This window comes from Streptomyces sp. G7(2002) (assembly GCF_028870195.1).
GTDB classification, from domain to species: domain Bacteria; phylum Actinomycetota; class Actinomycetes; order Streptomycetales; family Streptomycetaceae; genus Streptomyces; species Streptomyces nigrescens.
This window is the reverse complement of record NZ_CP102609.1, coordinates 3,730,764-3,752,044: the sequence shown is the minus strand read 5'-3', so window position 1 is coordinate 3,752,044 and position 21,281 is coordinate 3,730,764. Positions and strand designations below refer to the sequence as shown.

Annotated in this window: 18 protein-coding genes, 1 tRNA gene and 1 pseudogene; 8 read left to right on the top strand and 12 right to left on the bottom strand. The window is 72.2% G+C overall.

The window, feature by feature from the left end; all coding sequences use genetic code 11:
* Positions 1 to 14: 14 nt before the first annotated feature.
* From NUT86_RS15465 to NUT86_RS15445, 5 genes are all read right to left on the bottom strand, one after another.
* On the bottom strand, positions 15 to 1,268 hold the full coding sequence (locus tag NUT86_RS15465) for an NAD(P)-binding domain-containing protein (protein ID WP_109889946.1): 1,254 nt from the start codon (positions 1,266 to 1,268) through the stop codon (positions 15 to 17).
* Between the two features lie 479 nt (positions 1,269 to 1,747).
* A complete protein-coding gene (locus NUT86_RS15460; protein ID WP_018091385.1) occupies positions 1,748 to 3,007 on the bottom strand; it encodes a glycosyltransferase in 1,260 nt (419 codons plus the stop codon).
* Positions 3,004 to 3,198 (bottom strand): hypothetical protein, encoded by a 195-nt coding sequence (locus NUT86_RS15455; RefSeq protein ID WP_148591315.1) that lies wholly within the window; start codon positions 3,196 to 3,198, stop codon positions 3,004 to 3,006. The genes NUT86_RS15460 and NUT86_RS15455 overlap by 4 nt, the downstream gene beginning before the upstream one ends.
* The gene (locus NUT86_RS15450) at positions 3,195 to 4,718 is read right to left on the bottom strand and encodes a sugar transferase (RefSeq protein ID WP_274735803.1); all 1,524 of its coding nucleotides are present in this window, start codon (positions 4,716 to 4,718) and stop codon (positions 3,195 to 3,197) included. Before NUT86_RS15450 ends, NUT86_RS15455 begins: the two co-directional genes overlap by 4 nt.
* 59 nt (positions 4,719 to 4,777) lie before the next feature.
* Positions 4,778 to 5,872: a hypothetical protein gene (locus NUT86_RS15445; RefSeq protein WP_446750765.1), complete on the bottom strand. Its 1,095-nt coding sequence runs from the start codon at positions 5,870 to 5,872 to the stop codon at positions 4,778 to 4,780.
* 245 nt (positions 5,873 to 6,117) lie between these two features.
* Between NUT86_RS15445 and NUT86_RS15440 the strand changes: the two genes are divergently transcribed.
* The gene (locus NUT86_RS15440; protein ID WP_078518717.1) at positions 6,118 to 6,438 is read left to right on the top strand and encodes a chaplin; all 321 of its coding nucleotides are present in this window, start codon (positions 6,118 to 6,120) and stop codon (positions 6,436 to 6,438) included.
* 187 nt (positions 6,439 to 6,625) lie between these two features.
* The gene (locus NUT86_RS15435; protein ID WP_018091389.1) at positions 6,626 to 7,486 is read left to right on the top strand and encodes a spermidine synthase; all 861 of its coding nucleotides are present in this window, start codon (positions 6,626 to 6,628) and stop codon (positions 7,484 to 7,486) included.
* A gap of 19 nt (positions 7,487 to 7,505) precedes the next feature.
* Here the strand turns inward: NUT86_RS15435 and NUT86_RS15430 are convergent, their stop codons facing one another.
* Positions 7,506 to 8,087, bottom strand: a complete 582-nt coding sequence (locus NUT86_RS15430; protein WP_274735797.1) for a hypothetical protein — start codon at positions 8,085 to 8,087, stop codon at positions 7,506 to 7,508.
* Between the two features lie 108 nt (positions 8,088 to 8,195).
* Here NUT86_RS15430 and NUT86_RS15425 point away from each other — a divergent pair, with 108 nt between their 5' ends.
* The 3 genes and pseudogenes from NUT86_RS15425 to NUT86_RS15415 form a co-directional block, all read left to right on the top strand.
* Positions 8,196 to 8,888: a response regulator transcription factor gene (locus NUT86_RS15425; RefSeq protein ID WP_018091391.1), complete on the top strand. Its 693-nt coding sequence runs from the start codon at positions 8,196 to 8,198 to the stop codon at positions 8,886 to 8,888.
* Positions 8,885 to 10,288, top strand: a complete 1,404-nt coding sequence (locus NUT86_RS15420; protein ID WP_018091392.1) for a sensor histidine kinase — start codon at positions 8,885 to 8,887, stop codon at positions 10,286 to 10,288. The genes NUT86_RS15425 and NUT86_RS15420 overlap by 4 nt, the downstream gene beginning before the upstream one ends.
* A gap of 243 nt (positions 10,289 to 10,531) precedes the next feature.
* Positions 10,532 to 11,508: pseudogene (locus NUT86_RS15415) on the top strand (chitinase); the annotation flags it as partial.
* 107 nt (positions 11,509 to 11,615) lie between these two features.
* On the opposite strand, the gene NUT86_RS15410 reads toward NUT86_RS15415, so the two are convergent.
* The gene (locus tag NUT86_RS15410; protein ID WP_274735793.1) at positions 11,616 to 12,527 is read right to left on the bottom strand and encodes a helix-turn-helix domain-containing protein; all 912 of its coding nucleotides are present in this window, start codon (positions 12,525 to 12,527) and stop codon (positions 11,616 to 11,618) included.
* Positions 12,528 to 12,648: 121 nt separating this feature from the next.
* On the opposite strand from NUT86_RS15410, the gene NUT86_RS15405 reads away from it, so the two are divergent.
* Positions 12,649 to 13,299, top strand: a complete 651-nt coding sequence (locus NUT86_RS15405) for an NAD(P)-dependent oxidoreductase (protein WP_266443116.1) — start codon at positions 12,649 to 12,651, stop codon at positions 13,297 to 13,299.
* Positions 13,300 to 13,434: 135 nt separating this feature from the next.
* Here NUT86_RS15405 and NUT86_RS15400 read toward each other — a convergent pair.
* The 3 genes from NUT86_RS15400 to NUT86_RS15390 form a co-directional block, all read right to left on the bottom strand.
* A tRNA-His gene (locus NUT86_RS15400) sits at positions 13,435 to 13,510 on the bottom strand.
* 160 nt (positions 13,511 to 13,670) lie between these two features.
* Entirely contained in the window at positions 13,671 to 14,288 is a 618-nt protein-coding gene (gene orn / locus NUT86_RS15395; RefSeq protein WP_026169936.1) for an oligoribonuclease, read from the bottom strand.
* A 5-nt stretch (positions 14,289 to 14,293) separates the two neighbouring features.
* Positions 14,294 to 15,583, bottom strand: coding sequence for a GlxA family transcriptional regulator (locus NUT86_RS15390; protein ID WP_026169937.1), 1,290 nt, complete (start codon positions 15,581 to 15,583; stop codon positions 14,294 to 14,296).
* Positions 15,584 to 16,604: 1,021 nt separating this feature from the next.
* Here NUT86_RS15390 and NUT86_RS15380 point away from each other — a divergent pair.
* The gene (locus NUT86_RS15380) at positions 16,605 to 17,126 is read left to right on the top strand and encodes a universal stress protein (protein ID WP_018093093.1); all 522 of its coding nucleotides are present in this window, start codon (positions 16,605 to 16,607) and stop codon (positions 17,124 to 17,126) included.
* A gap of 157 nt (positions 17,127 to 17,283) precedes the next feature.
* Here NUT86_RS15380 and glmS read toward each other — a convergent pair whose 3' ends face one another.
* Positions 17,284 to 19,113: a glutamine--fructose-6-phosphate transaminase (isomerizing) gene (gene glmS / locus NUT86_RS15375; RefSeq protein WP_018093092.1), complete on the bottom strand. Its 1,830-nt coding sequence runs from the start codon at positions 19,111 to 19,113 to the stop codon at positions 17,284 to 17,286.
* 66 nt (positions 19,114 to 19,179) lie between these two features.
* Positions 19,180 to 19,467: a hypothetical protein gene (locus NUT86_RS15370; RefSeq protein ID WP_026170258.1), complete on the bottom strand. Its 288-nt coding sequence runs from the start codon at positions 19,465 to 19,467 to the stop codon at positions 19,180 to 19,182.
* Positions 19,468 to 19,656: 189 nt separating this feature from the next.
* On the opposite strand from NUT86_RS15370, the gene NUT86_RS15365 reads away from it, so the two are divergent.
* Entirely contained in the window at positions 19,657 to 21,261 is a 1,605-nt protein-coding gene (locus NUT86_RS15365; RefSeq protein WP_159488184.1) for a beta-N-acetylhexosaminidase, read from the top strand.
* The last annotated feature ends 20 nt before the right edge of the window (positions 21,262 to 21,281 follow it).

The following is a 21,281-nucleotide window of genomic DNA, read 5'->3' as shown; positions in this document are numbered from 1 at the left end:
CCTTATGGTGCCCCCTAGTGGGCGGCCGGTGTGCTGTCCCGCGCCGGGCGGGGGATGGTGGTGGCGCCGCGGCGGTCGCCGAGCCGGCGCTGTACGCCGCGCAGCATCCGCGCCGCGGTGAAGGCCGCGCCGTACACGAAGCGCATCGACGGGCCGAACGACGGCGCGGTCAGCAGCCCCGCGAAGAACAGCCCGGGCCAGGACGATTCGAAGCCGGAGCTCAGCTCGGGCGCCCGGCTGCCGCCCACCGTCCGCAGGGTGGTGCGCACTTGGGGAGCGAGCAGCCGCAGCCGCCCGAGGTCCGGGGTGAAGCCGGTGGCCGCCACCACGTGCTGGGTGTCGAGGGTCTCGGTGCGGCCGTCCGTATGGGTGAGGTGGAGCCGCACCCCGTCATCCTGGGGAGCCGCCGCCCGGACCCGGTGGCCCAGCAGCACCGGCACCGCCGGCTCGAAGCGCTCCCGCAGCCACCAGGCGCCCGCCGGGCCCAGCGCGTTCTCCGCGATGTGCACCCGGGTTCCCGGGGGCAGCCGGCGTACCGCCCCGGGCATCTGCGACCACAGCCAGTTCGGCCAGCCGGTGCCGAGCCCGGAGTGCGGGTCGCGCAGCGCGCGCAGCCGGCCGCGCGCCAGCGGCTGTGGCGGGGCGTTCCAGCGCAGGTGGTCGGCACGGGCCACGAGGCGGGGCCGGGCGCCCTGTTCGGCCAGCAGGGTCGCGGTCTCCAGCGCGGACTGCCCGGAGCCGAGCACGGTGACGTCCTGGCCGGCGAAGCGGCGCAGATCGCGGTGGTCGCTGCTGTGCGAGGCGAGCTCCGGGGGCAGTTCGAGCAGCGGCCACGGGCGGTTGACGAAGGGCATCACCCCGACGGCGAGCGCCACGGTCCGGGCCGGGATCTGCTCGCCGGTGTCCGTCTCGACGTGGAAGCCGTCGCCGTCAGGGCGTACGGAGGTGACGGTGACCTCCTCGACCTGCGGTACCGCCCGTTCGCCGAACCACCTGCCGTACGCGGCGAAGGTGTCGAGGGGCAGCGGGACGCCGTGCTCGGCGGTCAGATCGTGGGCGGCGCAGTAGTCGGCCAGGGTGTGGCCGCCGGCCGGGTCGGAGAGATCGGTGGACCAGGGCTCGGACTTGAGGAGCATGCCGTCGGGCATGTGAGCGCGCCACGAGGCCATCGGCCGGCCCAGGACCCGCAGCCGCAGTCCGGCCGCCGCCGCATGCGCGGCGATCGAGAGTCCGTAGGGGCCGGCGCCCACCACGACGAGGTCGTACATGGAAGTTCCCTGCTCTTTCTTTTGTGCGGTGCGGGTTGGTGCGCGGTGCGGTGCGCGCGATGCGGCTCCGCCCTTCCCTTCGGTGGACCGTGTGGGGGACGGAGGGCGGTCAGGGGCTGTCGGGGAGGGGCCGGGGCGCGCCGTACGGGTCATCTCCCGGAGGGCGTCAGGGGATTGCCGACGCGGCGGGCGTGCGGACGGACGGACGCCGTTCCACAGCACCGGCCCGTCGGCCCGGGCGTCGGGGGCGGCGGCAGGCCCTTGCCGTCCGGCGCCCTTCCGCACCGGAGGCGCCTGCCGGAACCGGCACCGGAACCGGCACGGGCAGCAACCGCGGCAGCGGACGGTACGTCAGCATCAGCGGTGTCGCCGCGACCGGCCGCCCGCCCTCCCGTCGGCGCGCACGCTCCCGTCGGTGCGCGCCTTCCCGTCGTACGCCGACCCGGTCTCATCTCTCACGGCCTCGGCCATGGCGCTGCCTACCTGTTCGGGAGCGGGGACGGGTCGGGCGACCGGGACGGGTCCGGCAGCGACACGCTCGCCGCGGGGAGCACGGCGGCCCGGCCCTGCGGCGGCGGCACGACCGCCGGGGTCCTGCGCCGTGCCGAGGTCACGGCCACGGCCTGCTCGTACACGGACATCAGCGCCTCGGCGCTGCGGCTGATGTCATAGCGCCGCACCACCGGCGGGACCGGCAGCCGGCCCGGGCCCTGACGCCGCAGGTCCCGCAGGGCGGTGCCCAGTTCATGGACGTTGAGGCCGAAGTGGCGGGCGCCGGGGGCCCGGTCGGCGGGCAGTTCGTCGACCGCCGGGCAGCTGCCGTAGAGCACATGCAGCCCGGACGCGAGCGCCTCCAGGACGGCCAGCCCGAACGCCTCGTCCGGGGAGGGCGAGACAAAGACGTCGATGGCGGAGAGCAGGCCGGGGATATCGGGCCCGGCGGCCCCTCGGCCGGCGGCCGCCGTGTCGACCGCGCCGTCGCGCTCGCCCAGCAGATGGATCCGGTCGCCCGAGCCGAACTGCTCCGCCATCCGCCGCAGCATCTCCCGCTCCGGCCCCGCACCCGCCAACAGCAGGTGCACACCGGGCAGCTGGGTCACCGCGCGGACCAGCACATCGAACCGCTTGCCGGGCACCAGCCGTCCGGCGCCACCGACCACGAAGGCATCCAGCGGCAGGCCCAGCCGGGTACGCACCAGCGCCCGCGCCGCCGGGTCGAAGCCGAACCGGTGCGCCTCGATCCCGTTGGGGACCACGTGGATCCGCTGCTCCGGTACGCCCCAGCGGCGCAGCCGGGCGGCGACGGTGTCCGAGACGGCGACCGTGGCCGTCCCCAGCCGTTCGGTGGCCCGGTAGAGGGTGCGGACGCCACGGGTCAGCCGGCGGCCCTCGATGACCGCGTCGCCCAGGGAGTGTTCGGTGGCGACCACGGCCCGTACGCCGGCCAGCCGGGCGGCGACCCGGCCGTAGACGCAGGCCCGGTAGAGGTGGGTGTGCACCAGGTCGTAGCCGCCGTCGCGGATCAGCCCGGCGAGACGGGGGAGCGCGGTCAGGTCGCGGTTGCCGGTCATGCCGAGGTGGCGGACGGGGGTGCCGTCGGCCTCGATGCCCTCGGCGACCGGGCCCGGACCGGTCAGGGTGAGGACCTCGCAGTGCGCGGGGAGCCGGCGCAGCAGCAGCCGCAGCTGCTGTTCGGCGCCGCCCACGTCGAGGTCTGTGATCACATGCAGAACCTTCACCGGATGCCTCCAGAGGTAGCGGCCGGGGTGGTGGTCCGGTCGGGGGGCAGGGCACGGCGCCGCAGCGGGTGCAGGGCGCGGTTACGGGGGTCCGGCGGATCCCAGGCGTGGTCGCCCCCGGGCCTGCCGGGCGGGACGGGCACCGCGGCGGTGCGGCCGGGGCGGCGCAGCGGCGGGGCGCCCGCGCTCATCTGCCCTCCAGCCGCACCACCGAGGCCACGGTGCGCAGCAGGATCAGCAGGTCCTGCCGCAGTGACCAGCTGTCGATGTAGAGGTTGTCGAAGCGGACCCGGTCCTCGACGGAGGTGTCGCCGCGCAGCCCGTGCACCTGCGCCAGGCCGGTCATACCCGCCGGCATCCGGAGCCGGGCGCCGTAGTCGGGGCAGGTCCCGAGGAACCGCTCGACGAAGAAGGGACGTTCCGGGCGCGGCCCGACCAGGCTCATCTCGCCGCGCAGTACGTTCCACAGCTGCGGCAGCTCATCGAGCGAGGTGCGCCGCAGCAGCCGGCCGACCCGGCTCATCCGGCTCTCGTCCGCCAGGCTCCACCGCGTCGCCGCCTCGTGCTCGTCGCACGGCTGCCAGGTGCGGAACTTCAGCAGGGTGAAACTGCGGCCCCCTCGGCCGATGCGTTCCTGCCGGAAGAGCACACCGGGCCCGACGGCGAGCCGCACCGCGAGGGCGCAGCCCAGCAGTACCGGGGCGGTGACCACCAGCCCCGACGCGGCCAGCGTGAGGTCCAGCAGCCGCTTGCTCCCACCGCCGTGCCGCGGCGGGGCGGTGTCCAGGAGCCGGCAGGCGAAGCCCCTCAGGTGGTCGGTGTCCGCATGCGGCGTCCGGCCCTCGCGGGCGGCCGCGGCGCCGGCCAGCCAGACGGCCGAGCCCTGGGCGATGAAGCGGCGCAGCAGTGCGGTGGTGTGCGGATCGCCGTACGGCGGCAGGGTGAACACCACGTCCCGCACGGTGTGCTGGATGACGGCGCGGGTGATGTCCTGCGCGGAGCCGAGCCGCGGCAGCGGCGGTCCGGCGGTGCCCGGGGGCGTGCCGGATCCGGAGGTGCCCGTTGCGTCGGATCCGGCGGGCGGCAGCGACGGCGGGGTGACCACGCCCACCGGACGCATCCCGTACTCGGGGTGGGTGTGCAGGACGGCGGCGAGCTGCCGGGCCGCCGGGCCGGTGCCGACGATCAGCGTGGCGCGGGGCCGGCGGCGGGCGGCGGCTCGGCGGGCCCGGTGGACCGCGGCCCGGCCGCCGCAGCCCAGCGCGGTGTGCACCGCCACCGCACCCACCAGCAGGGCCGGCGGCAGCGCCTGCCCGGGGCGTACGGCGGCGAGCACCGCGGCCGCCGCGCACCAGCAGACGGCGGACCGGCCCAGCAGCGTCGGCAGATCATTCAGCGTGCGCGGGGCGGGGCCGGGACGGTAGAGACCGGCGTGGGAGTGGAGCAGCAGCAGCCCCGCCAGGAGGAGGCCGAGTGCGGTCGGCGCCGTTCCGGTGCCGAGGACGAGCAGCGCGGTGGCCGCGGTGGCCAGAGCGTCGACGGCGAGCAGCGGGGCGACGGTCCGCCGCCGTACACCGCGGCCGGGCCGGGGCGGGGGAAGGGTTTCCCGCCCCGGCCCGCGCGGCGGACGGACCGCGGCCGCCGGGCGGGGGACCGCCGACGGGGGCGGGACCCGGGCGGAGCGGTGCGCGTCCGCGCTCTCCGTCGTCATCGGCTGATCCGCATCGGCTGATCCGCTCTCTGCTCTCCGGAATTCCCGGGGCGCGTCGCTCAGCGCCTGGTATCGGTCTGGACGAAGAGCGCGCCGAGCAGATATCCGGGATTGCGAGTGGTGGTGAAGCGGAAAGTGAGCCGGTCGCCGCCGGACCGCAGCGCGGGCGTGATGTCGAATACGTCGGAATCAAATCCGAGCGTGTTCCGGTAAGCGGGCCACCGCATCGTCGGGCGGCCGAGATCGGTGACCGTCGAATTCATCACATCATTCGCCGGATTGGCGGTGTCCCGCACCGTGTGCGCGCGGTGCTGTCCGGCCCGGACGGTGAGCGTGTCATTTCCGTGGCCCCGGTCGCCGTCGTATGCCACCACGCCCGCGCGGCCGTGTGAATTCGCCGGGATACGCAGTCCGGGCAGTCGCACCGAAAGCTCCCGGCGGTCCGCGCCCAGCGACTGGAAGCCGTCCCACAGCGCGATTCTGCGCAGCGGCTGCTTTTTGTTCTCGTATGCGGCCACCAATGTCCAGCCGCCCCAGACACCGGCCGTGGAATGGCCCGTCGCCATATTGATCTGCGCCACCGTGTAGGCGCCGCCGCCGCTGTTCCGCACCAGTTCGGTGACCTCCGCCGAGGCCTGGAATCCCTCGGTCGCGGAGTGCGGGCGGTGCCCGGTCATGGTGTCGGCGCGCACCTGTCGGTACCGGCCGCCGGGCTCGGCGAGCAGCACCCGGCCGTTGTCCTTGGCGGCCTTCTGCCCGCTGCCCCGCAGGCTGCCGCCCCAGTACAGCCGGGCGTAGCTCACCCGGGAGCCGGCCGGGATCCGCAGGGTGGCGCTGCTGGAGTTGGCGGTACGGGCGTCGGAGTCGACGTCGATGTACGCCATCCGGTAGCGGCCGTTCGCGCCGGCGCCGCCCTGCTGGACCGCCGCACACGGGGTGGCGGTGCGGCCGGCCGCCGTTTTGCAGGTGACGGAGGAGTTGGCGGCGCGCGCGATACCGCCGTGCTGGGTGGCGTGATAGCGCTCGGTGAACGGAATTCGTGCGGATTCCATGGGAGCCGGCGCGGCCACCGCCGAAGACAAGGCGGCCGACAATGCCAAGGACGCCAGCGCGCATACGACGCCGCGCCCGGTGCGGTCCATCGACTTCCGCATGTCTTCCTCTCCGACTTCAATCAGTCAAACAGGAGAGCACTCTGACAGAAATCATGTTGGAAACCGCGGCAGGCACGCCGGACCCCGGTCGGGGGCGGCCATTCGGCGGAATGCCGGACTTCGTACCGCCCGGCCATTACTGCCAGAAGGCCTAACGATTTCCCGGAAGAGGGAATGCCCGCATCCCTGACTCATTCCGCTCGTTGTGACCGGTTGCCCCATTCGCGAACTGAAAGGAGAATGGGATGAAGCGGTTTGTTACGACCGCCGCGATGACTGCGGCCAGCTGTGCCATGGTTCTGGGTGGCGCAGGCATCGCATCTGCAAGCGGGGACCACGGCCGTGGTCACCACGACCATCACGACAGCTACCGTCACGACCACCGCGGTTTGTACAACCACCGCAGTGGCGCCAATGCGGCGGGCTTTGCCGCGGGTTCCCCGGGCATTCTCAGTGGCAACAATGTCCAGGTCCCGATCAACATCCCGATCAACATCTGCGGCAACAGCCTCAACCTTGTCGCGGCGTTGAACCCGGCGTTCGGGAACGCATGCGTCAATAGGTGATCCGCCCGCCGGTCCGGATGGACATCGGGCCGGCACGGGTCATGATGTGCAGTTGGCGGATCACCCGTGACCTCGGTCGTGGGTGGTTCGCCACTCTGCTCCGCACGCCCGGCCCCTTGGCCTCCGGGCGCCGCTATCGCGCTGACCAGCGGATACGGCATCCCGGGCACAGGCCATACTGGAGGGCATGGCGAAGAGCAGACGAGGGCGCGGCGGCCCGGAGCCCGTCACCGAAACGGTGGACGGCGGGCTTGCCGAGCTACGTCCCGACCGGGACCGGCCGCGCGGCTGGACACTGCTGATCGACGGTGCTCCGCAGTCCCATGTGGACCTCGACGACCCCGCATATCTGGAATTCCCCTATCAGCGGCGGCTCGGCCACCTCGCCGATCTGGCCGGACCGGCCGGCAAACCGCTGCGCGTCGTCCACCTCGGCGGCGGCGCCCTGACCCTGGCCCGCTATGTCGCGGCGACCCGGCCGCGGTCCACCCAGCAGGTCGTGGAGATCGACGCGGCGCTGGTCCCTCTCATACGCCGGCAGCTGCCGTTGGACAGCGGCTGGCGGATACGGGTGCGCGGCGGCGACGCCCGCGCCGGTCTGGCGAAGGTCCCGGACGGCTGGGCGGATCTGATCATCGCCGATGTCTTCGCCGGTGCCCGCACGCCCGCGCATCTGACCAGTACCGAATTCGTGGCGGAGGTGCACCGGGCGCTGCGGCCCGGCGGGTTCTACGCGGCGAATCTCGCCGACGGGCCGCCGCTGCGGTTTCTGCGCGCCCAGATCGCCACGGTCCGTACGGTCTTCCCCGAGCTGTGCCTGACCGCCGACCCGGCCGTACTGCGCGGCCGGCGCTTCGGCAACGCCGTGCTGCTGGCCGCCGACGGGGAGCTGCCGGTCGCCGAACTGACCCGGCGGGCGGCGACCGACCCCCAGTCCGGCCGGGTCGAACACGGCCGCGCGCTGCTGGACTTCACCGGCGGCGCGGCCCCGGTCACCGACGCCACCGCCCTCCCCTCACCCGCCCCGCCGGCCGACGCCTTCGACTGACGGGCGGCGCGCGGCCGTTCTACGTCGCGTGGTCGCTGGTCTCCACCGTCGGCGGATGGCCGTTCCAGGTGCAGATCACGGACGTATGGGCGCCGCCGCCGGTGAAGTCGACCCGCAGCCACCCCACCTGCTTCCACACCTGCATCTCCCAGCCCGGGTTCGGGGTCGCCGACACCAGCTCGGCGGACCGGTTGTCCATGTCGATGACCACCCGGCCGCCCGCCGTGGAGTAGCTCTTGACCCGGCCGTCGGAGGCCGGGGCGGAGCCGCCCGGCCGGCCGGTGCCCGGGTACCCCGACCGGGGGGAGCCGGTGTGCGACGGGGTGGGCGGCCGCGAGGGTTCGTGGTCGCCGGGCGCCTTGCTGCGGCCCGCCGAGGGGGACGGCTTGGGGCGGTGCGTGGAGGAGGCCCGCGGTGTGGCGCCGTCGTCCGACTGCCGCCCCGAGGAGGTCACTTGGTCGGTCAGGGGCAGGGCACGCGGCGCGTCGTACGCCGTGCCGGACAGCACGGTGTGCACGCCGAACCACGACAGGGTGACCGCGGCGCCGGTCGCCAGCGTCCAGGCCGCCGCGTGAACCAGTCCTCGTTGCATCCGGGTCATACTGCACCACCGCCCTGTCCCCGTGCAGCCCGTCCGGTACCGCGGACCGCACCCCCCGCTGTCAACCTCGGGCAGGTAACCCCGCCCGAATGGCGTACGGTGCCGCCCATGGCAAGTGTGCTCGTGGTCGAGGACGACCAGTTCGTACGCTCGGCCCTCATCCGGCATCTGACCGAGGCCGCCCACACGGTACGCAGTGTCGGTACCGCCCTGGAAGCGCTCCGCGAGGTGGCACACGTCGGTTTCGACGTCGTCATCCTCGACCTCGGTCTGCCCGATCTGGACGGGGGCGAGGCGCTCAAGATGCTTCGCGGAATCACCGATGTCCCAGTGATCATCGCCACAGCCCGGGACGACGAGGCCGATATCGTCCGGCTGTTGAACGACGGCGCCGACGACTACCTCATCAAGCCGTTCTCCGTCGAGCACCTCTCGGCACGGATGGCGGCCGTACTCCGCCGCTCCCGGTCCGCGGCGGCCGGCGCGGAACCGCCCTCACGAGTGATCCGGGTGGGCGGCCTGTCCATCGACCCGCTGCGCCGGCAGGCCGAACTGGACGGCGTCACACTCGATTTGACCCGCCGGGAGTTCGATCTGCTGGCCTTCCTCGCCGGCCGTCCCGGTGTCGTCGTCCCCCGCAGGGAACTCCTCGCCGAGGTCTGGCAGCAGTCCTACGGCGACGACCAGACCATCGACGTCCATCTGTCCTGGCTGCGCCGCAAACTGGGCGAAACCGCGGCGAAACCACGGTACTTGCACACTCTGCGGGGTGTCGGGGTGAAGCTGGAGCCACCACGGTGAGATGGGCCCTGGTCAAGGTGGCGCTGGCGGTCACCGCCATGGTCGTGGTCGCCTTCGCCGTCCCCCTCGGACTGGTCGTCAAGGAGCTGGCCCGCGACCGCGCCTACGGAAGCGCCGAACGGCAGGCCGCCACCATCGGCCCGGTCCTCGCCATCACCACCGACCGCACACAGCTGGAGCGCGCCGTCGCCAGCGCCGAGACCGGCTCCGGCGGCCGGATCGGCGTCCATGTCCCGGCGAGCGGCAGGAACGGCAGATCCGCCGAGATCGGCACCCGGCGCGCCCCGGAGGCCGACGTGGCGGCGGCCGTCAAGCTGGGCCGGGCCTCCATCTCACCGGTCCCCGGCGGCTCCTCGCTCCTCCAGCCGACCGCGGTCGCCTCCGGTATCGCCGTCGTCGAGGTGTTCGTCCCCGACGCGGCGCTCACCAACGGCGTCACCACCTCCTGGCTGGTGCTGGCCGGTGTCGGTCTCGCGCTGGTCATCGGCTCGGTCGCGGTCGCCGACCGGCTCGGTACCCGCATGGTCCGGCCCGCCGAACGCCTCGCCGGCGCCGCCCATGACCTCGGCAAGGGTGAGCTCGGCGTACGTGTCCCGGAGGACGGCCCCAAGGAACTGCGCCTGGCGGCCAGCGCGTTCAACTCCATGGCCGACCAGGTCGTCCAACTGCTGGCCAACGAACGGGAACTGGCCGCCGACCTCTCGCACCGGCTGCGCACCCCGCTGACCGTGCTCCGGCTCAACACCGCCTCCCTCGGCGACACCCCGGCCGCCGAGCAGACCCGGGCCGCCGTCGAGCAACTGGAGCGCGAGGTCGACCAGATCATCCGTACCGCCCGCGAGCAGAAGGCCCAGACCCAGCAGGCGGCCGCCGCGGTCGGCTGTGACGCCGCCGAGGTGATCCGCGAGCGGATGGCGTTCTGGTCGGCGCTCGCCGAGGACGAGGGCCGCACCGTACGCGTCGCCGGCGCGGACCGCCCCGTACGCATCCCCGTCGCCCGCCCCGAACTCGCCGCCGCCCTGGACGCGATGCTCGGCAACGTCTTCCGGCACACCCCCGAGGGGACCGCCTTCGCGGTCGATGTCCACAACGCGGAAGAGGCGGTGATCGTGCTGGTCTCGGACGCCGGGCCGGGCATCGCCGACCCGGCGGCCGCACTGCGCCGCGGCCACGGCGGCGGTGGGGAAGGCTCCACCGGCCTCGGTCTGGACATCGTGCGCCGGCTGGCCGAGTCCACCGGCGGCGATGTGCGCATCGGCCGCTCGGTGCTCGGCGGCACCGAGGTACGCATCTGGCTGGCGCTGGACGGCCGGCGCGCCCCGCACGGCGGACGACGCGGCCACCGGCTGCGCCGCACGCTCCGTACCCGGTGGCGGCGGGCGGCCCGCACCGGCACCTGAACGGGGCACATGCCGGGGGCTCTTAACCACCCCCTTCCGCTGCCTTAAGGCCGCCATAAGTCCGCCAACTGCCGTGCCATTCCCGGCATTTGTCCGTTTCGCTGCCGCTAGCGTGCGGGACGCACCACGGTGCACCCCACCCCCCTCATGTGACGACAGGCAGGCACGCGATGACTTCCTCGGTACACCGCCGGCGCAAGAGCCGCACCACCAAGCTGATCGTGACCGGCGCGGCCGCCGCGGTCGCCGCCGGCGGCGCCTTCGCCATCGCCGGTTCCGCCATGGCCACCAAGGCCCCGCGGCCCGCGCCCGCCGCCGCGAAGGCGGCGGCCGGCTTCGCCCCGTACGTCGACACCTCGCTCAGCCCCGCCTACGACCTGGCCGACACCGCCAAGAAGACCGGGGTGAAGAACTTCCACCTCGCCTTCGTCACCTCCGGCGGCGGCTGTGTGCCCAAGTGGGGCGGCTCGGGCGAGCTGGGCGACAACCCGGTGGCCCGGCAGATCCCCGCACTGCGCGCGGCCGGCGGCGACGTCCGGGTCTCCTTCGGCGGCGCCAACGGCTCCGAACTCGGCCTGGCCTGCGGCTCCACGGGCGAACTGGCCGCCGCCTACGGCAAGGTCATCGACCGGTTCGAGCTCACCAAGGTCGACTTCGACATCGAGGGCGGCGCACTGCCGGACACCGCCGCCAACACCCGCCGCGCCCAGGCCGTCACTCAGCTCCAGAAGAAGCACCCCGGCCTCGACGTCTCCTTCACCCTGCCGGTCATGCCCGAGGGCCTGACCCAGGACGGGGTGAACCTGGTCGCCGACGCCAAGAAGAACGGCGTCAAGATCTCCGCCGTCAACATCATGGCGATGGACTACGGACCCGCCTACAGCGGCGACATGGGCACCTACGCCACCCAGGCCGCCACCGCCACCCAGGGCCAGCTCAAGAAGGCCCTCGGCCTGAGCGACAAGGCCGCCTGGAAGACCGTGGCCGTGACCCCGATGATCGGCGTCAACGACGTCCAGTCCGAGATCTTCCGCCGTGACGACGCCACCCAGCTGGTGAAGTTCGCCAAGGCCAAGCACCTGGCCTGGCTGTCGATGTGGTCCTCGACCCGCGACAAGGCCTGCCCGGGCGGCACAGGCAACTCCGCGCAGCCGACCTGCAGTTCCATCGAGCAGGGCCCGCTGGACTTCACCAAGGCCTTCGGCGCGTACAAGGGCTGACCCCCACCGGCGGTCCGTCCCCCCCCGGACCGCTCGCCCCCGAGGCGGGGCGCAGCGGGCTTCCCCCAACCGCTGCGCCCCGCCCCTCCTCCGTGCGCGGCACGTCCTCAGCCCGCACCGCCCCGTACGGCCATCCGGAAGGCGATCGGGGTGGTGCCCGTCTGCCGCTGGAAGAACTTGCTGAAGTTGGTGGCGTCGGCGAAGCCCAGCCGGTCCGCGATCCGGGCCGCGGACTGATCGCCGTGCGCCAGCAGCCGCTTGGCCTCCAGCACCACCCGCCGGTCGATGAACTCCTTCGCCCCCACCCCGGCGGCGGCCTCGGTGGCCCGGGAGAGGGTGCGCGGCGCATAGCCCAGCGAGCGGGCGTAGTCGGCGACCCGGCGGCTGCGGGTGAAGCCCCGCTCCACCGCGTCCCGGAAACGCAGATATGTCGCGCTCGCCGCACAGGCCCCGTCGCGCTCCCCGCCCGCCGCACCACCCGGGTGCGCGGCCCGCAGCACCAGCACGGCCAGCAGGTGCCGCAGCACATCGAGGTGGATCTCCAGCGGCAGCCCGCCCAGCGCCCCGAACTCGGTGTGCAGCTGCCGCAGCGCCTCGGCCACGCCCCGCGCCGTCGCGCCCTCGGGATGCCGTACGGGCGGCCCGTACCAGTCCTCGATCCGGGCCGCGGCCGCGGTCGCCGGGTCCAGGAAGCCCGCCTCGAAGAGCACCAGCCGCCCCTCCGCACCCGTCAGATCGCCGAAGTGCTGGACCTGCCCGGGGCGCGACCACAGCAGATCGCCCGGGGCCATGAGGTGCTCCCGGAAGTCGACGCTGTGCACCAGCCGGCCGCGGTCCAGGAGCAGCAGATGGTGGAAGCCGGGGCGGTGCGGGGTGGCCAGTTGGCAGGCGTCCGCCCGCGCCCGCAGCTCCGCGAGCGTCAGCACCTCCACCCCGGCCGGCCGCCCGGCCGGCGCGGAGAACGCCACCTCCCGGATCTCCGGAACGGGCTCCCCGCCCTCCTGTCGCTTTCTGACCATCGCTGGTCCCCTCGCTACCCCGAAACGTCCTGCTCGTGCCCCTAGCGTAAAGACGTCAGCACATCAGCTGACGGAAAACGGAAGTCCCGACCGGGACCACGGAACAGCTGGGAGACCCACCATGTCCACGATCGCTCTCTTCGGGGCCAACGGCACCATCGGAAGCCGCATCCTTAACGAGGCCCTCCGGCGCGGTCACCGGGTCACCGCGGTCGTCCGCGACCCCGCGAAGATCACCACGACCCATGAGCACCTGACCGTGACCACCGGCGACATCCTCGACCCGGCCTCCGTCGCCGCCGCGGCCAAGGGCCGGGACGTCCTGGTGAGCGCGGTCGGCGGCGGCGACGGCCCGGGCCACATCGCCACGATCAAGCCCGCCGCCGAGTCCCTCGTCGCCGGTCTGCGCACCCTCGGCGACGCGGCACCCCGGCTGCTCACCGTCGGCGGCGCCGGTTCGCTGCGCACCCCGGACGGCAAGCAGGTCTGGGACGCGGAGGGCCTCCCCGAATTCCTGCTGCAGATCATGCACGCCCACGGCGACGCGCTGGACTTCTACCGCTCCGTCTCCGATGTGCGCTGGACCAACCTCAGCCCGGCGGCCACCATCGAGCCCGGCGAGCGCACCGGCAGCTACCGCACCGCCACCGACGATCTCGTCACCGACGCCGGGGGCCACAGCCGGATATCCACCGAGGACTACGCCGTCGCCGTCCTCGACGAGATCGAGCGGCCCCGCCACCCCGGCGAGCGCTTCACCGTCGGCTACTGAACCGGCACCCCCTCCGGAAGCCGACTCCCCACATCCGGCCCCCCATATCCGGCTCCCTATATATGGCGGCATATAAGGGGAGCCGGTACGCCGACAAACGCCAAGGCCCCCGACCTGAGGTCGGGGGCCTTGAAGTGGGGTGAGTAACGGGACTTGAACCCGCGACATCCTGGACCACAACCAGGTGCTCTACCAGCTGAGCTATACCCACCATGACCGGTGCTGTGTGGTTCTTTTTCCCCACCGGCTGAGAAAAAGTGTACAGGGTCCGGAGGGGTGCTCGCGCCCAGGTTTCGTGTCCCGGGACCGAGGGCGTGTCGCGCGGGTCACGGGCGGACCCGGGCACCGCGCGACACGCGCCCTCCGGCTCACTACGGTGTGGACTGCTGCTCGGCCGGCAAGACGTGCTTGGCGGCGATGGCCTTCGCGGTGTCCGAGTCGGGGCCGGGCTGCGGCACGAAGACCGCCTCCCGGTAGTAGCGCAGTTCCGCGATGGATTCGCGGATGTCCGCCAGCGCCCGGTGGTTGCCGTTCTTGTCCGGACTGTTGAAGTAGGCCCGCGGGAACCAGCGCCGGGCCAGTTCCTTCACGGACGAGACATCGACGATCCGGTAGTGGAGGTAGCTCTCCAGCGTCGGCATGTCGCGCAGCAGGAAGCCACGGTCGGTGCCGACGGAATTGCCGCACAGCGGCGCCTTCCCCGGCTCCGGCACATGCTGCTTGATGTACGCAAGCACCTGTGCCTCCGCCGCCTCCAGCGTCGTCCCGCTGTCCAGCTCCTCCAGCAGCCCGGAGGCGGTGTGCATCTGGCGCACCACCTCCGGCATGGTGCCGAGCGACTCGGCCGGAGGGCGGATCACCACATCCACCCCGTCGCCCAGCACATTCAGCTCCGAGTCGGTGACCAGTGCGGCCACCTCGATGAGCGCGTCATTCGCCAGCGAGAGTCCGGTCATCTCGCAGTCGATCCACACCATGCGATCGTTCATACATCTCACCCTACGGGGCGCTCCCGCTGTCCGGGCAGCACGGGGCGGCCCGCTCCCCGGCCGACCGGGGATTCCGGCAGGCGGGAGGCGTAGGCGTCCGACTGCGGTTTGCCCGCTTCGGCCGCTTCGGCGGTCGCCAGTCCGTGGCCGGCCAGCGCGGCGGCCGCATACCGGTCCCCGCTGCCCGCCCCCAGCGCCGCCCGCTCGCGCTCCGGCCGCTCGGCACGCTCCGCCCGCTCCGGTCTCAGCGCGGGTTCGGACCCCCCGTTCTGCGGCCGGCGCGCGCGGTAGGCCGCACGGTAGGCCGCGGGCGAGGCGCCCAGCTGCCGTCGGAAGTGGCCGCGCAGGGCGACCGGCGAGCGGAATCCGCAGCGCCCGGCGACCTCGTCCACCGAATAGTCGGAGGTCTCCAGCAGCCGCTGGGCCTGCAGCACCCGCTGGGTGATCAGCCACTGCAGCGGAGCGCTCCCGGTCAGGGAACGGAAGCGCCGGTCGAAGGTGCGCCTGCTCATGTAGGCGCGCGCGGCCAGCGTCTCCACGTCGAACTGCTCGTGGAGATGCTCCAGCGCCCAGGCGACGACCTCGGCGAGCGGGTCGGCGCCGATCTCTTCAGGTAATGACCTGTCCAGGTAGCGCTGGTGCCCCATATCGGACGCGGTGCGGCGGGGCGGCACGACGAGCCGGCGGGCCAGCGCGTTCGCGGCGTCCGCGCCGTGGTCGGTGCGCACGATGTGCAGACACAGGTCGATGCCGGCCGCCGTCCCCGCGGACGTGAGCACATCGCCGTCGTCGACGAAGAGCTCGCGGGGGTCCACATGGACGGACGGATAACGCTTGGCGAGCGTCGGCGCGTACATCCAATGGGTCGTGGCCGGGCGGCCGTCGAGCAGTCCGGCCGCGGCGAGGACGAACGCCCCCGTGCACAACCCGACGATTCTGGCCCCTTCTTCATGCGCGCGGCGCAGCGCGTCGAGCGCGGCGGGCGGCGGGGCCTGGGTGATGGAACGCCAGGCCGGTACGACGACCGTCCCGGCACGGGAGATCGCCTCCAGCCCGTAGGGGGCGGAAAGTTCGAGCCCCCCGGTCGTGCGCAAAGGCGCATCTTCGCCCGCGCACACAAGCAGCCGGTACCGCGGGACGCCTGCGTCCTGGCGGTCGATGCCGAAGACCGAGAGCGGAATGGAGCTCTCGAAAATGGGGCCGCCGCTGAAGAGGAGCACCGCGACTATTTCGCGGCGTCGTCGGGCGGCGAGCTTGCGTGCGGCATCTGGTACGGCAGCGGAGTCCTGGCTCATGGCACTTAAGCCCCCCTCGGTCGTCTCGCCCTCTCGGTCCTGCACAGTTCCCCCGCCATTGCTACCAAGATCGAATCTACTGTGTTCCGTGAGGATGGAGTGCCAAGTTCACCACCCGCTGGTATGTCGATATGGCAACTTGGCGCGAAGCATTCGATCACGAAGCGTTCCACTCGTCGGGCCTACATGGGAAGTACGCGTCTCGGCTCTGCCCGTTCGCAGTAGGGCACAACCATGCCCAGCGGTCCTTTCCTCCCTGCTCACACCAGGGTTGAGGGGTGCCGCGGACAAGGTGTGGACCTCGGCCGGAAGTTGGCTGAAAACGGTCGCGCGCAGACTTGCAGGCGCCCTCAATCGACCGGCGTACGCCCTTCGGAATGCCGGCCGCCCCCGTGCGCCGCCGCCCCCGAACGTCCGCTTCTGTCCCGGTGTCTTCCGACCTCACGCACGCGGACCCGCGCGGCGGTCCGTTCGGAATGCCGCAACAGTGCGCGACAGGCGCAGGTCACAGCCGCCAGACCGGCGGCGGCGCCGGTCGCACCGGCCCAGGAAGCACCGCTGAAGATCAGTACGAGGGGTACCAGGGCACAGCTGAACGCGCCCCAGCGCACCACATCGCTCACTGGGTCGGGTGATCTGTCGGACGGCAACGGCACCGCGCACTCCCCTCGGACGGGCTGTTACTACAACGCCGACGACGATCATGGGTCACCGCGAGGGGTACGTACGGGGGCAGGCCGGGGCATTGCCATCCGCGCCACGCTCCGGCATGCTCCGGGGAACGTTCGAGGCCCCACCCACCTCGCGCGGGCGCCCCGCGTCCGTTGCGGGCTCTGGGCAGCGGGGGAGTGGCGCCGTACTCTTGGGGTATCGGGTTGGGAAGATGATTCCCAGTCGTATCGTTCCTCTTTGAACTATGGCTCCCGCACCTCGGGCGCGCCAGCTCAGTCAACTGCCGGATCAAGTCAATCGCCGTTCCCCGTTCGCCCCTCCGCAAGAGGACGTCCTCGCCGAGACACCAATGGCCGGTCACGAAATCCCCGAACCCGCGGACCGCAAGCAGGTCGCCGATCCCATGGCGGACCTCGAAGCGGCGGAAAAGACGCGCCACTCCTGCGACCCCGCGTTCCGGCACGGCGTCGTGGTCGGCTTCGACGGCTCCATGTCGAGCGAGCGAGCGTTGGCGTATGCAATCGGTATGGCCCGGCGCCTCGGCTCGGGTCTGATCATCGTCCATGTGGCCAACCGGCTGCCGACGACCGTCTGGGCGGGCTGTGAGCCCCCGGTCTTCGTGGATGTGCCGGATCACCGCACCGAAGTGCTCGGCCTGGAGCTGGCCTGTGCGGACCATCTCACCGAGGTGCCCTGGATCCTCGTCGAGCGCGGCGGTGACATCTGCCACGAGCTGGAGGAGGTCGGCCGGGAGTACGAGGCCGACGCGATCGTGGTCGGCTCCACACACGGCATCGTCGGCCGGATCTTCGGCTCGGTGGCCGGCCGGCTGGCCCGCCGGGCGCAGCGCCCGGTCATCGTGATTCCCTGACGCGTCGCCGGCGCGGACCAACTCGCCTTTGCGCCTGAGCCGGCGCCGCTTTCGCGGAGGTGGTTGGGCGCCGTGGGGGGTGCTCAATTGTCGCTTCGGTGGGGTGGATTGGGGTGAGGTGGGGGGAGCGCTCCACCGGGCTCCCCCCTCCCGGTTGCTACTCGACCGTGACGGACTTCGCCAGGTTGCGGGGCTTGTCGATGTCGCGGCCGAGGGCCAACGCCGTGTGGTAGGCGAGCAGTTGGAGCGGGATGCCCATGAGGATCGGGTCCAGCTCGGGCTCGTTCTTCGGGACGACGATGGTGTGGTCGGCCTTCTCCTGCTCCTGGTGCGCGACGGCCAGGATGCGGCCGCTGCGGGCCTTGATCTCCTCCAGCGCGGCGCGGTTCTTCTCCAGCAGGTCATCGTCGGGGACGATCGCGACGGTCGGCATCGCGGGCTCGATGAGGGCCAGCGGGCCGTGCTTGAGCTCCGACGCCGGGTAGGCCTCCGCGTGGATGTAGGAGACCTCCTTGAGCTTCAGGGAGGCCTCGCGGGCCACCGGGTAGCCGCGCACCCGGCCGATGAACATCATCGACTTGGCGTCCGCGTAGGCGGCCGACAGCTTCTTGATGTCCTCCTCGCCCTTGAGGATCTCGTCGATCTGCGCGGGCAGCTTGCGCAGACCCTCGATGATCCGCTTGCCGTCCGCGACGGACAGATCACGGATCCGGCCGAGGTGCAGGGCGAGCAGCGCGAAGGAGACCACCATGTTGGTGAAGCACTTGGTGGAGACCACGCAGACCTCGGGGCCGGCGTGGACGTAGATGCCGCCGTCGGTCTCCCGGGCGATCGCCGAGCCGACCACGTTCACCAGGCCCAGCACCCGTGCGCCCTTGCGCTTGAGCTCCTGGACGGCCGCCAGCACGTCGTAGGTCTCACCGGACTGGGAGACGGCCACGTACAGCGTGTCGGGGTCCACGACCGGGTTGCGGTAGCGGAACTCGGAGGCCGGCTCGGCGTCCGAGGGGATCCGGGCCAGCTCCTCGATCATCTGCGCGCCGATCTGGCCCGCGTGGTACGAGGTGCCGCAGCCCAGGATCTTCACCCGGCGCACCCCGCGCGCCTCGCGGGCGTCGAGGTTCAGGCCGCCGAGGTGCACGGTGGAGAAGCGGTCGTCGATCCGCCCGCGCAGCGCGCGGTCCACCGCGTCCGCCTGCTCGGAGATCTCCTTGTGCATGTAGGTGTCGTGGCCGCCCAAGTCGTAGGACTCGGCCGCGTACTCGACGGTCTCCGGGGCGGACGTGGTGCGCGAGCCCTCGGTGGTGTACGTGCGGTAGTCGTCGGCCTTGAGGGTGGCCATCTCGCCGTCGTCGAGGGTGACGACCTGACGGGTGTGCGAGACCAGCGCGGCGACGTCCGAGGAGACGAACATCTCGTGCTCGCCGATGCCCAGGACGACCGGGGAGCCGTTGCGGGCCACCACGATGCGGTCGGGGAAGTCGGCGTGCAGCACGGCGATGCCGTACGTGCCCTCGATGTGCCGCAGCGCCTCGCGGACCTTCTCCTCCAGCTTCTCGGCCGGGGAGCGGGCGATCAGGTGGGCCAGCACCTCGGTGTCGGTCTCGGAGGCGAAGACGATGCCGTCGGCGGTGAGCTTGGCGCGCACGTCCGCGGCGTTGTCGATGATGCCGTTGTGGACGACCGCGACCTTGCCCTCGGTGTCCTGGTGCGGGTGGGCGTTCTCGTCGGTCGGCGCGCCGTGGGTGGCCCAACGGGTGTGCGCGATGCCGGTGGAGCCCGCGAAGCGCTTGGGCAGCCGGGACTCCAGCTCGCGGACCCGGCCCTTGGCCTTGGCGGTCTTCAGGCCGCCCGTGGCCTTGCCGGTGCCCTTGGCGTGGATGGCGATGCCCGCGGAGTCGTAGCCCCGGTACTCCAGGCGCTGCAGACCCTCAAGGAGCAGCGGGGCGACATCACGCTTGCCGATATATCCAACGATCCCGCACATGCAGTGACCCTCCCAGAAAAGCGTTGTGGCAATGGTTCGTGCTGCCCGGCGTCCCGGGCGCGGCCGTCAGCCGTAGACGAGGCGGCGCAGCTGGCGGGCCGAGAGATCGGGCGGGGCCACGGCGCGGTGCGGCATCTCGTGGCGGATCCGTTCGAAGATCTCCTCGTTGCGCAGTCCCTGGGACTGCAGCTCCCGATGGCGGCGGCGGACGAACTCCTCCGTGGTCTCGTCGAAGTACGCCAGCACGTCCAGCACCACCCGGGCGGCCTCACCGCGCTGTAGCGGTGTGCTGCGCACCAGGTGGTCCACCAGGTCTTCGTGCGGCGCTTCAGCGCGGTGACGGCGTTCGAGCACCCGTTGATACTGCGGGGCGGCGCGAAGATTCGCAAGAAATCTGCCCGCTATCGGGCACATCCCCGATTTGGGGGCCGGAAACTGGTCTGAACCTTGACCGGATTGGAGGCTCACGGTACGCATGGTCACCGTTCGGTCGCTCCATGCCATGCACCATGCCATGCACGAGGTTCGCCGAAGGGACCGTCGATGAGACGACGCAGACTGCTGTTCTCGCTGCTGCTGGTCGCGGCGGCGGGGCTGGGAACCGCCGCCGTACCGCCGCAGGGCGCCGCCGGTGCCGCCCCCCGGGCCGCCACTCCACTGGACCGGGTGATCCCCGCGCCCGCGTCCGTACGCGGCGGCGGGGACGCGTACACCCTCGGTGACCGCACCCGGATCCGGGTGCCCGGCGGCTCCGGTGAGGCCAAGCGGATCGCCGGCTATCTGGCGGGGCTGCTGCGGCCCGCCACCGGGTTCGCCCTCCCCGTGACCACCAAGGACGGCCGGGACGGCATCGTCCTCCGGCTCGGCGGCAGCGGCACCGGGGGGCTGGGCGACGAGGGCTACCGGCTGACCTCCGACGGCCGTGCGGTCACCCTCAGTGCCGCGCGCCCCGCGGGCCTCTTCCACGGCGTCCAGACCCTGCGCCAGCTGCTGCCCGCCGACGTGGAGCGGCAGGACGCCCGGCGCGGGCCCTGGCGGATCGCCGGGGGCACCATCGCCGACTCCCCGCGCTACGGCTACCGCGGCGCGATGCTCGACGTCTCCCGGCACTTCTTCACCGTGGCGCAGGTCAAGCGGTACATCGACCAGCTCGCCATGTACAAGATCAACAAACTGCATCTGCACCTCTCGGACGACCAGGGCTGGCGGATCGCGATCAAGTCCTGGCCGCGGCTGGCGACCTACGGCGGCTCCACCCAGGTCGGCGGCGGCGCCGGCGGCTACTACACCAAGGACGACTACCGTGAGATCGTCCGCTATGCCGCGTCCCGCTATCTGACCGTCGTCCCCGAGATCGACATGCCGGGCCACACCAACGCCGCGCTGGCCTCGTACGCCCCGCTCAACTGCAACGGCCAGGCACCGCCGCTCTACACCGGCACCGAGGTCGGCTTCAGCTCCCTGTGCGTGCCGAAGAAGGAGACGTACGACTTCATCGACGACGTCATCCGTGAGGTCGCGGCCCTGACGCCCGGCCGGTACCTCCACATCGGCGGCGACGAGGCGCACTCCACCAGCCATGCGGACTACGTGACCTTCATGGACAAGGTCCAGCCGGTGGTCGCCAAATACGGCAAGACCGTGGTCGGCTGGCACCAGCTGACCGGGGCGCACCCGGCGAAGGGCGCCGTCGCGCAGTACTGGGGCTACGACAAGACGAGCGCCGCGGAGCGTCAGCAGGTCGCCGACGCCGCCCGGAACGGCACCCGGCTGGTCCTCTCGCCCGCCGACCGCGCCTACCTCGACATGAAGTACGACAAGAACACGCCGCTGGGCCTGTCCTGGGCCGGCTATGTCGACACCAGGCGCTCCTACGACTGGGACCCGGGCAGCTACCTCCAGGGCGCGCCCGCGGACTCCCTCCTCGGCGTCGAGGCGCCCCTGTGGTCCGAGACGCTCTCCACCTCCGCGCACATCGAGTACATGGCCTTCCCGCGGCTGCCCGGCATCGCGGAGCTGGGCTGGTCCCCGGCGAGCACCCACGACTGGGACGACTACAAGGTGCGGCTGGCCGCCCAGGGGCCGCGCTGGGACGCCCTGGGCATGAACTACTACCGCGCACCGGAGGTGCCCTGGCCCGCGCGGTGAGACGGCCGTGCCGGGCGTCG

Coding starts and splice junctions, on each gene's coding strand:
- NUT86_RS15465 (WP_109889946.1), bottom strand. CDS start 1,268: ATGTACGACCTCGTCGTGGTGGGCGCCGGCCCCTACGGACTCTCGATC.
- orn (WP_026169936.1), bottom strand. CDS start 14,288: ATGAACGATCGCATGGTGTGGATCGACTGCGAGATGACCGGACTCTCG.
- NUT86_RS15445 (WP_446750765.1), bottom strand. CDS start 5,872: ATGCGGAAGTCGATGGACCGCACCGGGCGCGGCGTCGTATGCGCGCTG.
- NUT86_RS15410 (WP_274735793.1), bottom strand. CDS start 12,527: ATGGTCAGAAAGCGACAGGAGGGCGGGGAGCCCGTTCCGGAGATCCGG.
- NUT86_RS15380 (WP_018093093.1), top strand. CDS start 16,605: ATGGCCGGTCACGAAATCCCCGAACCCGCGGACCGCAAGCAGGTCGCC.
- NUT86_RS15435 (WP_018091389.1), top strand. CDS start 6,626: ATGGCGAAGAGCAGACGAGGGCGCGGCGGCCCGGAGCCCGTCACCGAA.
- NUT86_RS15390 (WP_026169937.1), bottom strand. CDS start 15,583: ATGAGCCAGGACTCCGCTGCCGTACCAGATGCCGCACGCAAGCTCGCC.
- glmS (WP_018093092.1), bottom strand. CDS start 19,113: ATGTGCGGGATCGTTGGATATATCGGCAAGCGTGATGTCGCCCCGCTG.
- NUT86_RS15440 (WP_078518717.1), top strand. CDS start 6,118: ATGAAGCGGTTTGTTACGACCGCCGCGATGACTGCGGCCAGCTGTGCC.
- NUT86_RS15450 (WP_274735803.1), bottom strand. CDS start 4,718: ATGACGACGGAGAGCGCGGACGCGCACCGCTCCGCCCGGGTCCCGCCC.
- NUT86_RS15455 (WP_148591315.1), bottom strand. CDS start 3,198: ATGAGCGCGGGCGCCCCGCCGCTGCGCCGCCCCGGCCGCACCGCCGCG.
- NUT86_RS15425 (WP_018091391.1), top strand. CDS start 8,196: ATGGCAAGTGTGCTCGTGGTCGAGGACGACCAGTTCGTACGCTCGGCC.
- NUT86_RS15405 (WP_266443116.1), top strand. CDS start 12,649: ATGTCCACGATCGCTCTCTTCGGGGCCAACGGCACCATCGGAAGCCGC.
- NUT86_RS15365 (WP_159488184.1), top strand. CDS start 19,657: ATGAGACGACGCAGACTGCTGTTCTCGCTGCTGCTGGTCGCGGCGGCG.
- NUT86_RS15430 (WP_274735797.1), bottom strand. CDS start 8,087: ATGACCCGGATGCAACGAGGACTGGTTCACGCGGCGGCCTGGACGCTG.